The organism is Methylobacterium sp. J-048 (assembly GCF_022829515.1).
Taxonomy (GTDB): Bacteria; Pseudomonadota; Alphaproteobacteria; order Rhizobiales; family Beijerinckiaceae; genus Methylobacterium.
On sequence record NZ_JAKSYL010000237.1, the window covers coordinates 1 to 13,363 of the forward strand.

A 13,363-nucleotide genomic window follows, 5' to 3' on the forward strand; every position below is an offset into this window, starting at 1 on the left:
ATTAGCTATGACCATGATATTTTTTATTTTATATGTACGCGCGACCCCCCATGTCCACACACTAGGGCCACCCTCTTTCCCCACCCGCCGCTCTTCCGATCTGACGCCGGGGGCGTGGTCGCGCCGATCCTGAACCCCGGACCAGCAAAACACGTGCAGTCGCTCAGCCGGCCGAAGCCGGCGACAGCAGCCTCGCGAGCCCGAGTGCCCTATCGCGACACTGGGCAGACGGCGGGCATCATCAGCCTGCCACAAGCGGTCCGGGCGCGGATCGATGCGGGCACAGTCGCACATACTTCTCTGCACCGGGCGAGAGCCGATCGCTCGCCCGTACCATCAACTGCTCCTGCGCCGTCCGCACCCTGGACGCTGCCACCCGCCCTCGCGCCGACGGATTAGCTCGATGCCGCGGCCCCTCGTTCACCCCCGCAAAAAGGAGAGCCGTGATGTCCCTACGTTCGATCTGCTGCGTGACCCTGATCTCTGCACTGGCCGGCCCGGCGCTAGCGCAGGATGCCCCCGCCGCGCCGGACAGCTCGGCCGCCACATGGCAGATGCCCTGGCAGATCGCGCCGATTGGACCAGCTTCGGCCGCGGCTGGTGAGCAGACCGTCCTATCGATGGTACCCGGTACCGGCTTGGTGAAGGGCACCTCCGCCGCGCTGCAGAGAATAGGACAGCCCCTGCCTGAGGTACCGGGCCGCAATCGCACGGTGGATACCTGCCGGGCCACCGTCATGAGCGAGGCCGGTAAGGCCGGCATGAAGCAGGTTGAGGCGGTGTCGGCGGGCGCGGACAAGACCGACAAGAAGGGCGACTACTTCGCTCCTGTGCTGTTCCGCATCACCTACGATCGTCCCATGATGTACGAGGTGCGGGAAGCGGCGATGATCTGCGTCGTGAACCGCAAGGGTGCCATCGTCGACGCCTACATGCCGGCCGACGAGTCAGTCGTGACGCAATGGACGGTCCTCAGCCACCGGTGATCTGACGGCGACAGCACCTCCTACGCTTGCTACAGGCCGACCTCTTCCCGTCGGCGCGCCCGAGGCGTTCGCGACACCGCAAGGCGTGCGGCGGGCAAGCATGCGACGACAGGCGTTCTACGGGCCAGTTCCCCGTAGGCCACCCGTGAAGCCTCGGCCGGGCAGTCGCGTGAGGGTCGGTGCGGCGGCGGGACTGGAGACCGCAAGCGTCGGCTCACGGCCCGTTATTGTAGGCGGCTTGATCCGGCGTTGACTCTGATCCAACGGGGCGAGAGGATGTCGCCGTCCTCCGTAATGATCCAGGGCTGCGCATCCTCAGCGTCTATGGCCTCAGCTGCGGCCGCGAGAGCTTGGCGTAGCGTCGGGAATTCGTGACCTTGTGCGACGTGTGCGGGCCCTCGGCCGGGCCACACGGTCAGCTCTGCGCGCTTGTCGAGGTCGGCTCGCGTCATGCTCTGCTCTCGGCTGTTGCAGGAGCGAGAGTGCCTACCGCCGACATGCGGCGAGCGAGTGACAATCCGGTTAACGGTCGGTGTCTGCAGGACCGTATCGCGACCAAGCGGATGCGACCGCACACTCAATCGGAATAGTTAAACCGTGAACGGGGAGGCGGTGAGGCCGCCCCATTAGATCGATGTTTAGCGGTTGCCAGGCGTTCCGCTGGTCCCGCTTGGCTTCGAGCCTGACCCGGCGTCGTTGGCCCCTGTGCTGTTGGTGGTGCCAGAGCGGCTCATCCCGCCAGTTGAAGGACCACTGCCGGACGCACCGGGTGATGAGCCTGAGCCGGCATCATTCGGACCGGTGCTGTTCGCGGTCCCTGATCGGCTTGAGCCACCTGAGCCACTTTCAGCAGCGAATGCTGGGCTGCCGAGGGCGAGGATGGCCGCGACGACGAGCAGTGCTTTCATAGGCGTATCTCCCTTATGTATCCGCCGATCGGGCGCAGAAGCCCGCCATGCGGTAACAAGGCAATCACGCGTCGGCAAACCCGTTCCTCCCCCTAGGACTCAGGCGTCCCTGGGATGAGTTTCGACACCTAAGGAATGTTGATGGAGATGCAGTGCACAATGACGTGATCTGGAGCTACTGCTGCTGCCTATGCCTAAACTCATATAATGTCGCGTCTAAGTACAAAATACCTAATGTGAAATACTTGTTAGGAATTGTTTTAACATCACACAATTGGTTCCCTGGATACAATCAGTTACATCGATAACCTATCTTAGGTATCAGAATAAGTTGCATGATAGCTTGATTACGAAGTTTCATTTCGCTAAGAGTGCCTTAATAACCAATCATTAACCCTCCGCCATTGGCCTCATCCGAGGATTTGAGACCATGCAGAGTCATGCCGAGCTCTCTACCGCCATTGGGTTTCGTGCGCCGCAGCATTCTATGGAAATGTCCGAGGTAACCGAGCATGTTGTGGTGCAGGTAAGCGAGGCGGCCGAGACGGTCGTGGAGGCAGTTTTGCCTTCAACGCCGTTCGTGGCTCGGGGACTGCGGCTCGACTGGGCGGCCAAGCGTGGGTTCGACATCAGTGTCGCCGCTACCGCGCTATTCCTGCTGCTGCCGCTGATGCTGCTGATCGCCGGTCTGGTCTGGGCGGGGGACCGCAAGGCGCCGGTCTTCCGCCACATGAGGCTTGGCCGCGACGGGCGCAGCTTCGGCTGCCTGAAGTTCCGCTCGATGGTCATCGACGGCGAGGCCGTGCTTGCCACCCACCTCGCCGCCAGCCCCCAGGCCCGAGCCGAGTGGGCGGCCACGCACAAGCTCAGCGACGACCCGCGAATCACCGCCATAGGCCAGGTGCTGCGCAAGACCTCGCTCGACGAGCTGCCGCAGCTGTGGAACGTGCTGCGCGGGGAGATGAGCCTGGTCGGGCCGCGCCCGATCGTGCAGGCCGAGGTCGCCCGCTACGGCCGGGCGTTCGCGATCTGCTTTGCCGTGCCCCCGGGCGTGACCGGGCTGTGGCAGGTCTCAGGCCGGTCCGACACCAGCTACGCCGAGCGCGTGGCGCTGGATCTGGACTATGCCAGCCGCTGGAGCCTGCGCCGGGACATCGAGATCATGCTGCGCACCGTCCCGGCCGTCCTCGCACAGCGCGGCAGCAAGTAGCTGTGATTGGGTCTGCTGGTCCTGTTCGACCTGCTGAACGCTATCCTCGTCCCGCATGAGCGGAGCGTCCTCGCACAAGTGCCAGAACTCGACGAAGCCGACAGCGTAGGCAGCAAGGACGATGGCGGCCCAATGCATCATTGGGTTCCTTAACACGGCTAGGCTGGCACAGTGCCGGCAAACTTTGATAATCTACAACCCCCAGGGTGTGTATCGTTGTCCCATCACCCGGCACGTCACCAGCTATCCAATGGTAGCCTGAAGAAGACTCACCGTCAGGCGTAGGGGCCGCTGAACAGGTCGCCCATCGCCTTCCTTCGGAACAGCGTGCGCCTGCGTCGTCTCTGATGCTCCGGCCGGTCGTGGATCATGTGGCAGCGCTGGCAGAAGGCCGCGGGGTTGGCGTCCGCGTTGTTGGTCGTGTCGTGATCCCGGTGGGCGGCGGCCAGGACGACATAGGTCCGGCGAGCGCGACCGAGAACGTCCACTGCCCCGGCCTTGAGCCGGATCCGGCGCCCCCAACCAGCGCGCCAGCGGGCGGCCTCAGCATCCCACCAGCGCTCGTCGCCGAGGTGGTAGACATCTGCCCGTGCGGTCGCCCGCAGCTCTCACACCGGCCCTGCGCCCGGCCAAAGCGGATCGCCATCGACAGCTCGCGCCAGTCGATCGGGTAGAAGAAGCGGTGCTCGGGCCGGATCGGCATAGCGGGGGGCACTGTGCCACCAGGCGTGAAAGAAGCGTAGCATTAGGACGAGCTACGGATTGCACATGGACCTATCCGACCTGGCGTTCTGGGCCTTCCTGGCAGTGGCGATCCCCGCCCTGTTCCTGCCGGTCATCATCGCGTGGTGGAAGGGGCGGCCAATCGGGCCGATCGCCCTGCTCAGCCTGGTGTTCTGGCCCGGCGCGCTGATCCTGGCGCTGCGGCTGCGACGACGGCACGATCCGTAAACTGGTTCGTGGCGGGGGCCTGAACGATATCGGCCGCACTGACGTTTGGCCCAGGGCTGATCGAACGCGATCACTCTGGAGGAAACGAACCATGTCGATGAAGGCATTCGCCATCGCGGCCGCGCTCACGTTCGCCGTCACAGGGGCGGCTCTCGCTCAGATGCCGGCCGGCAGTGGCAGCGGCAGCGCTCAGAGCAACATGAACAACCCCGGCAGCGTGAAAAGCCCGTCGCAGAAGCGCATGGGTGGCCAGCGGGGTATGATGAGCACGCGGCACATGAAGCACCATCGGCGTCACCACATGCGTCGTTCGCGCATGTAGTTGTGGCGGCTAGAGTTCCGCGGCCATAGATCTATGGACTGTTTCGCTAGAGCGGGTCCGAGATCATTTGCTTTATCATATTTGCCGGCACACAGTGAAAGCCTAACAATCATAGGTGTGCATCGTGGACGAAAACGCAGAGACGATTGAGGGTGGGGCAACCAACTACGTCGAGCTGACGGCGGATCTTGTCTCCGCCTACGTCTCGAACAACCACCTGCAACCGAACGAGATTTCTTCACTGATCGCGAGCATGCACGCCGCGCTCACAGGACTTGGTCAAGGTGGAACTGCCGGAGCCCCGGCCGTGGACAAGCCCACTCCATCCCAGATCCGGAAGTCCATCACACACGAGGCGCTGATCAGCTTCATTGATGGCAAGCCGTACAAGACGCTGAAGCGCCACATCACCGGCAATGGCATGACGATTGAGGAGTACCGGGAGCGCTACGGGCTACCGCAGGACTATCCGTCCACGGCCGCCAGCTACTCCGAGCAGCGCTCGGCGCTCGCCAAGAGCCTCGGCCTCGGAAACAACCGCCGGAAGGCGGCTCCGATGGCTGCTGAGCTCGCGGAGACCGTCTCCGAGAAGTCCAAGCGCGCTGGGCGGCCGCGGAAGGCCAAGGGTGCCGAGGCGTAGGACGCCGGCAACGTGCGTGTTCCGCCGAACCTTCGCCGCAGATCGCGGCGAGGGTGCACGCCCGTGCAACGCAGCTCAGGCAGAACAGCGATGAGATGCTCGATCCTGGCCGCGACGGCCCTCGCGGTCCTCACCACCGCCGCGCCCGCGTAGAGCTCATCCCATCGAGACGTTATCTTCCGGCTCGGTACAGGCTCTCGGGGCCACGCTTGAATGGCTGACAGGACGGCCAGCGGGGATCCACGATGTCACGTGCCACATCTGGCATCCTCCGGATCGCCGCTGTCACGACGATGTTTCTCGTCGCGGGTCGACCTCTGGTAGCGGCGCCGACCTGGGCACCCGCCTCACCTTCCGCCGCTGAGGATATGACCTTCCTCGATGCACTGACTTGGGGCGTCACGCCCTCGGCCTTCGCGGCCCTACGCGCCGAGGGGCGCGATCGTTGGTTGAAGGAGCAGCTGCGCCTGCCGACAGGCCTGCACCTGCCACCGGACGCACAGGCGCAGGTCGATGCGCTTACCCCGAAGGCCGGGTTGTTCGAGCGCGTGCTGGCGCTCGATGCACAGGCCAAAGCCGCCAACACCGAGCTCGATCCGGAGGTGAAGAAGGCTGCTCAGGGCGCCTACCAGAGTGCCCTGAACGGGGCGGCTCGCGACGCCACCGCGGCCTGGGTCCTTCGCGCTTTGTACAGTTCGGACCAGCTGCCCGAGCGGCTGACGTGGTTCTGGTTCAACCGCTTCAACGTCCATCAGGGCAAGGCCAACCTGCGGGCGATGGTGGGCGATTACCTCGACACGGCGATCCGCCCGCACGTGCTTGGGCGCTTCCGCGACCTGCTCATGGCGACGCTGCGCCATCCGGCGATGCTGCGCTACCTCGACAATGCCGACAACGCCGCCGGTCACGTCAACGAGAACTACGCCCGCGAGATTATGGAGCTGCACACGATGGGTGTGGGTTCCGGCTACACGCAGGGCGACGTGGAGGCGCTAGCGCGCATCCTCACGGGTGTCGGCATCGACATGCGGCCCGAGGACCCGAAGCTGCGCCCGGACCATGCGGCCGACTTCATCCGCGACGGGCTGTTCGAGTTCAACCCGAACCGACACGATTATGGTGACAAGCTCTTCCTCGGGCACACGATCCGGGGGCGTGGTTGGCCTGAGGTGGAGGAGGCGCTCGATTTCATCAGCCGCGATCCGGCGACGGCAACCAACGTCTCACGCGCGCTCGCCGCTTACTTCACCGGGCGACGGCCGGACGACACCCTCACGGCGCGGCTCGCCGCGGTGTTCATCCGTACCAACGGGGACATCGCCGCGGTGATGGAAGCTCTGGTTCATGCTCCTGACTTCACGGCGGCGCAGGCCAGAGCGTTCAAGGACCCGGTGCGCTACGTGCTCTCGGCCGTTCGCCTTGCCTATGATGGGCGGGTGATCCGCAATACTGGCCCGGTGCTCGGCTGGCTCAACCGTCTCGGCGAAGGCCCTTTCAACCGATCGACGCCAGACGGCTATCCCGTCGACGCCGCAGCCTGGAGCGGCCCGGGGCAGCTCGCCACGCGCTTCGAGATCGCACGACAGATCGGCTCGGGGCCGGCCGGCCTGTTCAAGCCGGCGTTGCCTGACCAGCCGGACGAGCCCGCCTTCCCGCTCGTGGCTAATGCCCTGTACTTCTCGACCCTCGCCGGGACGCTGAGCCCGGCAACGCGTGCAACGCTGGCCCAGGCGGTATCGCAACAGGACTGGAATACGCTGTATCTCGCCTCGCCGGAGTTCATGCGATGAACCGTCGCGATCTGATCCGCGCCTCGGCTGCGCTCGGTCTCTCCACGGTCGCGGGTCGCGTCTGGGCGGCGCCGCGGGCGGATGCGCGCCTGCTCGTCGTGTTCCTGCGTGGCGCCTACGACGCCGCCAACGTGGTGATCCCCACTGGCAGTGAATTCTACTATCACGCGCGACCCAACCTCGCGGTGGCGCGGCCCGACCCGGCTGATCCCAAGGCAGCCTCGGCACTCGATGTCGACTGGAGCCTGCACCCGGCGCTGCGCGACACCATCCTGCCGCTCTACGCCAAGGGTCAAGCCGCCTTCGTGCCGTTCGCCGGCACCGATGACCTCACCCGCAGCCACTTCGAGACGCAGGACACGATCGAGCTCGGGCAGACCATCGGCGGCTCGCGCGACTACAATTCGGGGTTTATGGCGAGGCTTGCCGCCGAGTTGACCCGGGTTCGGCCGATCGCCTTCACCGATCAGATGCCACTGATCTTCCGCGGCGGCGATGCGGTGCCGAACATCAACATCGCTGGCGTCGGCAAGCCCGGCATCGACGACCGCCAGGCGAAGCTGATCGCCGCGATGTACCGGGGGACCAATCTCGCCGGCGCGGTCGCCGAGGGATTTCGCGTGCGCGAGCAAGTCTACCACGCGATCTCCGATCACGCCGATCAGGCCGACCGCGGGGCGGTCTCACCGAAGGGGTTCGAGCTGTCGGCGCGACGCATCGGCCGGCTTATGCGCGAGACGTTCAACCTTGGCTTCGTCGATGTCGGCGGCTGGGACACGCACGTGAACCAGGGCGCGGGCACCGGTTATCTCGCGGACCGGATGGGTAAGCTCGGCCGCGGGCTTGCGGGCTTCGTCGAAGAGATCGGTCCGAGCTGGCCCGATACCGTCGTGGTGGTGCTATCCGAGTTCGGCCGGACGTTTCGCGAGAACGGCAACCGCGGCACCGATCACGGCCACGGTAGCGCCTACTGGGTGCTCGGTGGCGGCGTTCGCGGCGGCCGCATCGCAGGTCCTCAAGTGCGCATGGACGAGGCACATCTCTCCCAGAACCGGGATTGCCCAGTGCTCACCGATTACCGCTCACTGCTCGGCGGCGTGATCCAGCGGCTGTACGGGCTCGATCAAACCAGCTTGAACAGGGTGTTTCCAGGGGGGCATCCGGCCGACCTCGCCCTAATTTGAGTACAACATCACCGAGCCTGAGCCTGGCAGGAATTTCATGTGGTGGCAGCGGGTTGAACATCAGGCCGCCGTGGCCTGAGTGAAGCGCTTATCAAAGACGACGGCGAACTGCGCCTTGGCTATGCCATGCTCACTTGGGCCTATCTTCCACCCCCACTCGGATCCGCTCAGGATCAGGTAAAGGATGTTTAGGGCGGCCTCATCTGCAAAGAAATAGGATTAGATCAAGAATAAGCCGCGGGCTATGCTGCCCGCGGCTGTTCATGCAGAGACCAAGCCAACAAACGTGCGCGTTTCAGTACTTCCGCATAATCGGCTCAGGCGACATGGGTACTGGATCCGCACCGAAGGCGTACTTGAAGCCCGCATAAATCGAAAGCGGCTGCGCCAGTGTCGTGGTTCGTGGGTCATTGATCGAGAGGTTGCCGGCAACCGCGCCCGTCTCTGCAAAGGTGCCAAACGTGGTGTAGCGATTGTTTGTGAGGTTCGTAATTAGACCAAATATCTCGAGGTTCTTTGTAAGCTGGTACTTCGTTGTGAGGTTCATCACGTAGTACGCAGGAAGCTTTCGGTTAAGGTTGGACTCGTCGCCGCGGTAGTAGGACGACGAGAACGCTTGGACATTCACGCCAAATCGCCATTCGGGTGTGATGTTGTACTCGAACCCGGCCTTGATCTGATGGTCGGGAACCAAGGGCATCTTATTGCCGGGGCGAACGAGGATGCCGCCATTCGGGACGATATCGCCGGACAGGGCGCCCCCGCTCGCTCCGGTGCTGGCGAGCGGATTGTTGGGTGAGGACAACGTGCCCTTGAACTGGAAGGTCGCATCGATCAGCGCGTAGTTGGCGTAGATCAGTAGGTCAGGCGTGACATACTCGGCGCTGACTTCGATGCCCTGCCGCTGCGTCGCCGGGACGTTGACATAGTAGGCCCGGGCGGCATTCCCGGGGGTGGCCAACTGGATCAAATCATTTTGCAGATCCGTGCGGAAGACGCCAGCCTTATAAGTCAGGCGACCGCCAGCGTAGAAATCCGGGATGACACCTCGGAAGCCGGTCTCGTAGGTCTGTCCCGTCACCTGCTTCAGCGGCGGGTCGGCCACAAGCGAGTTTGGAAGCAGGCATGGCTGGCTCGGACTGGAGCAGGACAACTCCAGCGGCGTCGGCGCGCGGTTCGACTCCGAGTAACTGCCGTAGAGGTTCAGGGCCGGCGTGAACTGATAGGTTAGACCCGCGAGCGGATTGACCTTCGTGTACTCGTGCGTGCCCGTCACGTCCGGAGAGAAACCGGTGAGGTCACGCGTCTGAATGCGGGCATAGTTGAGCCGGGCCCCTGCAGTGAGCGACAGTCGATCGGTCACGTCGAGCGTGTCGGTGGCGTAGAGGCCGAGATACAGGTTCGAGCCGTCGACCGAACTCGGCGCGATGCCGAGGGCACCGAGGGTGCGGACCATCTGCGTGCCCAGGCCGGGGATCGTGCCATAGTAGGGATTGTTCGGATCGACAGTGACCGAGAGGTTCGGGTTCAGCACACCCAGCTGGCTGGACGACTTGAACGAGAAGTCGGCCGCGTCGACGCTGCCGCCGACCACGAACGTATTGCCGAGGCCGAAGATCTTGTCGCGATTGGCGGCCTGGAGGGAGCCACCATAGCCGGTAGCCTGGGTCTTGGTCGTGTCGATCGTGGCGTAAGGGACGTTTGCCAGGAACGGGATCTTTTGGTTCTGCTGGCCGAGGATCAGGAACTGATTGGCGAATGCATTCCTGGCGGCGGTCCCCTTCGCTGGTGCGTTCACGTTGAAGGCATCATCTTGAAAGCAGAGGAAGCCACGATAGCTCGACTGCTTGCTGCATTGCTCGAAATTGCCCTGGTTTCCATCGACGTAGTTCTGGCTGAAACGACGGAAGTAGGCGTTCCCGGCGAGGTCCCAGGTCGGCGAGAGGTCGGCCCGGCCGGTGAGCTGGATCGTGCCAACCTCGGTGGTGGTTGTCTGAGGATATGTGAAGATCGCACGCGGATCGACGTGGCTGAAGTCCACCGGGGTCGCGGCGGCCGCGCCGAAGAAGCTGCGCGCGGCCATACCGATCAGGTGGAACTCGGAGTCGGGGGTGCGGTAGCCGAGGTCGGCGTAGAGGCGACCGATCGTGCTTGGGTTCTCGTAGCGCCAGCCGCGGTCGTTCAGGCCGTCGCCGGTGAAGTACAAGCTCCAATTCCCGGAGACCTTGCCGTATTCGAGGTAGCCGGCGGTGCGTGCGTCTGAGCCGCCCCAAGCGCTGATCTCGGTACCCTGCCAAGTAAAGCCGTTCTTCATCTGGATGTTGACGGCACCACCGATCGCGTTGAGACCGAAGACCGGATTACCGGTGACGATGTCGATGCGCTGGATCGCCTGCGGGGGGATCAGGTCGAAATTGACGATGTCGCCGAAGGCCTCGTTGATGCGCACGCCGTTCTGGTAGACGGCCAGCCCTTGCGGCACGCCCTGGACCGGCGAGGCGGTGAAGCCACGGTAGGTCACGTCGACCCGGTTCGAGTTGCCCTGCGAGTCGGAGAGGTTGATGCCGGGTGTCTGCCGTGCCAGCGTGGCGATGACGTTATCGGTACCACGGTCGATGTCGATCTCCTGCGCCGTCACGGTCTCGACGGTGCTGGGGATCTTGTTGAGGGGTTGTTCTGAGCCCCGAAGGCGTAATCCACCGGCGGGCGCCGGGAGCGTCGGAACCGCCTGGGCGGCGTTATCGAGGTTCTGCGCGCGGCTTGAATTGCCCCCGCCGGCACCGACTGGCGACGTCGAGACGACGCTGATCTCGCCCAGTGTCACAGCTTGTTGTGCCTCCGCCATACCAGGCAGCAGCAACCACGGCAGCGCCGATACCGACGCCACCAAGCCTCCCCTCAACGTCCGCATTTTATTCGTAGACCCCGATATGGTTCGCCGCTCGTTTGGCGACGCGCAGGTCCGTCTTGAACTATATCGTGCCGAGCGCAACGCGCTCACGAAAGTGTTAATCCCTTCCCATGAGTTTGTCTTGCTTGTCGACCAGTCGGCGTGCCTTTTCCGCAACATTCTGCACCGGAAACTGCATGCGAGGTCAGGTAAAAGTGGCAATATCGGCCGGGATTTGTTGCAAGGCTAAGACTTCAGTTCACCGCGATGCTCGATTTCCAAGCGGGAGTGATATCCCTTCGCCGATCGAGTCGACGGAGCCTATTCGTCCGAAGCGTCGGCGACCGCGACGGCGGGCGGCCGAGTCAAACGCTAGAGGGCTCGGCCTAGTGGTGACTGCACACCAAGCGCCGATCGCCGTCGAGTACGCTTGGACCCTCTTGAAGCGGGGCGATGGCTCGATTGTGGTCGGCACACTCTCTGGATGTGTCCGCTCGCTGCGACAGGCTTGGCTCGTTCCCACCGTCTGTCTTCGTCTGAGCACCGGCGACCGACTGACGATCTCGATCACCGACGTGGATGGCGGCACGGCGAGGTTCGAATGCATCTCCAAACCCCGTGCGCGTCGCCGCACAGTATGCTCAAGCCAGCCAGCGACATGATACGACTCCTGCGTCTTGGTAGGGTCCGTATCGCCGATTCAAGAGAGCTCGCGCTCTCAACGTACTTAACAGGATAAATGTCCTACAAGCCACCATGTCGGCATATGGATCGTTTCCCCGACGATGCGCAAGAGCCGGTCGCGAGCCACTCGAAACTGCCTCGCTTCTGTCGGAAAAACGTGTCGGCTTTTCTATTGCCGGATAAACGCAGTTTTGGCACTGTTCCGACATGCTTGTCGGATATGCTCGTGTCTCCACCCTCGACCAGAACCTCGACCTCCAGCGCGACGCGCTGACCAAGGCCGGGTGCGAGCGCCTGTTCGAGGAGAAGAAGTCCGGCAAGGCCGGGACCAAGCGGCCGGAATTCGAGGCCGCGCTCGCCTACCTGCGCCCCGAGGATGTGCTCGTGGTGTGGAAGCTCGACCGCCTCGGCCGCTCGCTCGTCGAGATGATGCGCACCATCGACGGCCTGCGCGTGAAGGACGTGCACTTCCGCTCGCTCACCGAGCAGTTCGACTCCGCGACTGCGCACGGGCGCTTCGCCCTGCAGATGCACGGGGCGATGGCCGAGTACTTCCTCGACCTCAACCGCGAGCGTACGATGGAGGGACTGAAAGCAGCGCTCGCTCGCGGGCGCAAGGGAGGTCGGCCGAAGAAGCTCAACGCGGCTGACCTAGAAGTTGCCCGCGCCATGCTGGCTGCTGGCACGATCAGCGTCGCCGACGTCGCCAAGCGGCTTGGGGTCAACCGGGACACCCTCTACAGCTACCTCCCCCGGGCACGGGCCAACAGCATCACCGCCAAGCGTTGATCGCGTTCGCAGGTGTGGCCGGACTGGACTGCCGGCACCGGTATGGGAGCGCTAGAGGGAGGACGTGCCCGCCCCGCAGGATCGTCCGCCCACACCGCGGGCGCTCGTCCTTCAGGCGCTCACTCGGGAGAGCCATGCCGATCAGCCGTCGCCAGCTCGCCGTCTCCCTGCTGGCAGCCGACCACATCGCCGACCGGCAAGCGATCGCGGCTTTCGTGGCAGATCTGGCCACGCAGCCGGCGCCCAACCCGTTCGCCCAGACCAGCGCCGGGGCCGTACGCCAGATCTGGCGGCAGCGCGCCATAGAGCTCCAGTCCTTCAATGTCGAGGCGGTGGGGCTCGCCTGTCTGTTCACGACTCTGTCCGGCATGGGCGTCGACGAGGCACTCGTGCAGGAGATCCTGCGAGCCGGGTCGCACACCGCCAACGTGTTCCACCACGGTGATGGCTGCGGGATCGTCGGCGCCGTGCTCTACGGCAAGTCGGGCGTGGCTCTGCCGACAGTCTCGCTACCGCGATCCCTGCGTGGTGTGCTCAGCTCGCGCTCTCGCGCCCGTAGGCCGGGGGGGCAGCTCGACCTGTTTGCCCGCATCGGGTCTTGAAGTGATCGGATCGGCAGGGCTGCTCCGGTCCGTAACCGGCTGAGAGTGACGTCGTCTGGATCTACCTGTCATAGCGTCGACCATCTTCGAGTCTGTTACTTGCGTCTCAAAGCGCATGCCAGGACCCCTGACCTGACGGGCATTTTGGGCCGAACCGATTGAGAGGCGACTGCATGGTGGCAGCCATGGCTCGCCGGAAGGCAAGATCCGGGTACTTGAGGGGCGAGGCAGGCCGATAGCCCATAGACGTATGCGGTTGGACGCGTGTGGAGGTGTTTTGCGACAGACCGATCACGATCTGCGACTCCTTTAATGAGTATAAGCTTTCCTCGCGTAGGAACCCGTCACCAAGCTTCCCGTTTTAGTTATCACACTACCAGTTCGCCAACGGCGATCCTGGTGCGATG

10 protein-coding genes and 2 pseudogenes are annotated in these 13,363 nt (G+C 63.9%); 9 read left to right on the top strand and 3 right to left on the bottom strand.

The window, feature by feature from the left end:
• Positions 1-446 precede the first annotated feature (446 nt).
• Together MKL09_RS23975 and MKL09_RS23985 are read left to right on the top strand one after the other, a co-directional pair.
• Complete coding sequence (locus MKL09_RS23975) at positions 447-986, top strand: hypothetical protein (RefSeq protein ID WP_244024398.1); 540 nt, start codon at positions 447-449, stop codon at positions 984-986.
• Positions 987-2,381: 1,395 nt separating this feature from the next.
• Complete coding sequence (locus MKL09_RS23985; RefSeq protein ID WP_409566983.1) at positions 2,382-3,104, top strand: sugar transferase; 723 nt, start codon at positions 2,382-2,384, stop codon at positions 3,102-3,104.
• Between the two features lie 275 nt (positions 3,105-3,379).
• On the opposite strand, the pseudogene MKL09_RS23990 reads toward MKL09_RS23985, so the two are convergent.
• Positions 3,380-3,807 (bottom strand): annotated as a pseudogene (locus tag MKL09_RS23990) (hypothetical protein).
• Between the two features lie 65 nt (positions 3,808-3,872).
• Between MKL09_RS23990 and MKL09_RS23995 the strand changes: the two are divergent.
• The 5 genes from MKL09_RS23995 to MKL09_RS24015 all read left to right on the top strand — a co-directional run bounded on the left by MKL09_RS23995 (position 3,873) and on the right by MKL09_RS24015 (position 7,991).
• A complete protein-coding gene (locus MKL09_RS23995) occupies positions 3,873-4,055 on the top strand; it encodes a hypothetical protein (RefSeq protein ID WP_244024402.1) in 183 nt (60 codons plus the stop codon).
• Positions 4,056-4,146: 91 nt separating this feature from the next.
• Positions 4,147-4,377 (top strand): hypothetical protein, encoded by a 231-nt coding sequence (locus tag MKL09_RS24000; protein ID WP_244024404.1) that lies wholly within the window; start codon positions 4,147-4,149, stop codon positions 4,375-4,377.
• 124 nt (positions 4,378-4,501) lie between these two features.
• On the top strand, positions 4,502-5,017 hold the full coding sequence (locus tag MKL09_RS24005; protein WP_244024406.1) for a MucR family transcriptional regulator: 516 nt from the start codon (positions 4,502-4,504) through the stop codon (positions 5,015-5,017).
• 245 nt (positions 5,018-5,262) lie between these two features.
• Complete coding sequence (locus MKL09_RS24010) at positions 5,263-6,807, top strand: DUF1800 domain-containing protein (protein ID WP_409566982.1); 1,545 nt, start codon at positions 5,263-5,265, stop codon at positions 6,805-6,807.
• A complete protein-coding gene (locus tag MKL09_RS24015) occupies positions 6,804-7,991 on the top strand; it encodes a DUF1501 domain-containing protein (protein ID WP_244024408.1) in 1,188 nt (395 codons plus the stop codon). The genes MKL09_RS24010 and MKL09_RS24015 overlap by 4 nt, the downstream gene beginning before the upstream one ends.
• 295 nt (positions 7,992-8,286) lie before the next feature.
• On the opposite strand, the gene MKL09_RS24020 is transcribed toward MKL09_RS24015, so the two are convergent.
• The gene (locus MKL09_RS24020; RefSeq protein ID WP_244024410.1) at positions 8,287-10,902 is read right to left on the bottom strand and encodes a TonB-dependent receptor; all 2,616 of its coding nucleotides are present in this window, start codon (positions 10,900-10,902) and stop codon (positions 8,287-8,289) included.
• 870 nt (positions 10,903-11,772) lie between these two features.
• On the opposite strand from MKL09_RS24020, the gene MKL09_RS24025 reads away from it, so the two are divergent.
• Positions 11,773-12,354: a recombinase family protein gene (locus MKL09_RS24025; protein WP_244024412.1), complete on the top strand. Its 582-nt coding sequence runs from the start codon at positions 11,773-11,775 to the stop codon at positions 12,352-12,354.
• Between the two features lie 134 nt (positions 12,355-12,488).
• Positions 12,489-12,956 carry a hypothetical protein gene (locus MKL09_RS24030; RefSeq protein ID WP_244024414.1) on the top strand — a complete coding sequence of 156 codons (468 nt, stop codon included), beginning with the start codon at positions 12,489-12,491 and terminating at the stop codon, positions 12,954-12,956.
• Between the two features lie 169 nt (positions 12,957-13,125).
• Here the strand turns inward: MKL09_RS24030 and MKL09_RS32400 are convergent.
• Positions 13,126-13,317 (bottom strand): annotated as a pseudogene (locus tag MKL09_RS32400) (IS3 family transposase); the annotation flags it as partial.
• Between the last annotated feature and the right edge of the window lie 46 nt (positions 13,318-13,363).

Excerpts from the sequence above, each read along its gene's own strand:
- MKL09_RS24000 (WP_244024404.1), top strand. The coding sequence starts at position 4,147 with ATGTCGATGAAGGCATTCGCCATCGCGGCCGCGCTCACGTTCGCCGTC.
- MKL09_RS23985 (WP_409566983.1), top strand. The coding sequence starts at position 2,382 with ATGGAAATGTCCGAGGTAACCGAGCATGTTGTGGTGCAGGTAAGCGAG.
- MKL09_RS24020 (WP_244024410.1), bottom strand. The coding sequence starts at position 10,902 with ATGCGGACGTTGAGGGGAGGCTTGGTGGCGTCGGTATCGGCGCTGCCG.
- MKL09_RS24030 (WP_244024414.1), top strand. The coding sequence starts at position 12,489 with ATGCCGATCAGCCGTCGCCAGCTCGCCGTCTCCCTGCTGGCAGCCGAC.
- MKL09_RS23995 (WP_244024402.1), top strand. The coding sequence starts at position 3,873 with ATGGACCTATCCGACCTGGCGTTCTGGGCCTTCCTGGCAGTGGCGATC.
- MKL09_RS23975 (WP_244024398.1), top strand. The coding sequence starts at position 447 with ATGTCCCTACGTTCGATCTGCTGCGTGACCCTGATCTCTGCACTGGCC.
- MKL09_RS24015 (WP_244024408.1), top strand. The coding sequence starts at position 6,804 with ATGAACCGTCGCGATCTGATCCGCGCCTCGGCTGCGCTCGGTCTCTCC.
- MKL09_RS24010 (WP_409566982.1), top strand. The coding sequence starts at position 5,263 with ATGTCACGTGCCACATCTGGCATCCTCCGGATCGCCGCTGTCACGACG.
- MKL09_RS24025 (WP_244024412.1), top strand. The coding sequence starts at position 11,773 with ATGCTTGTCGGATATGCTCGTGTCTCCACCCTCGACCAGAACCTCGAC.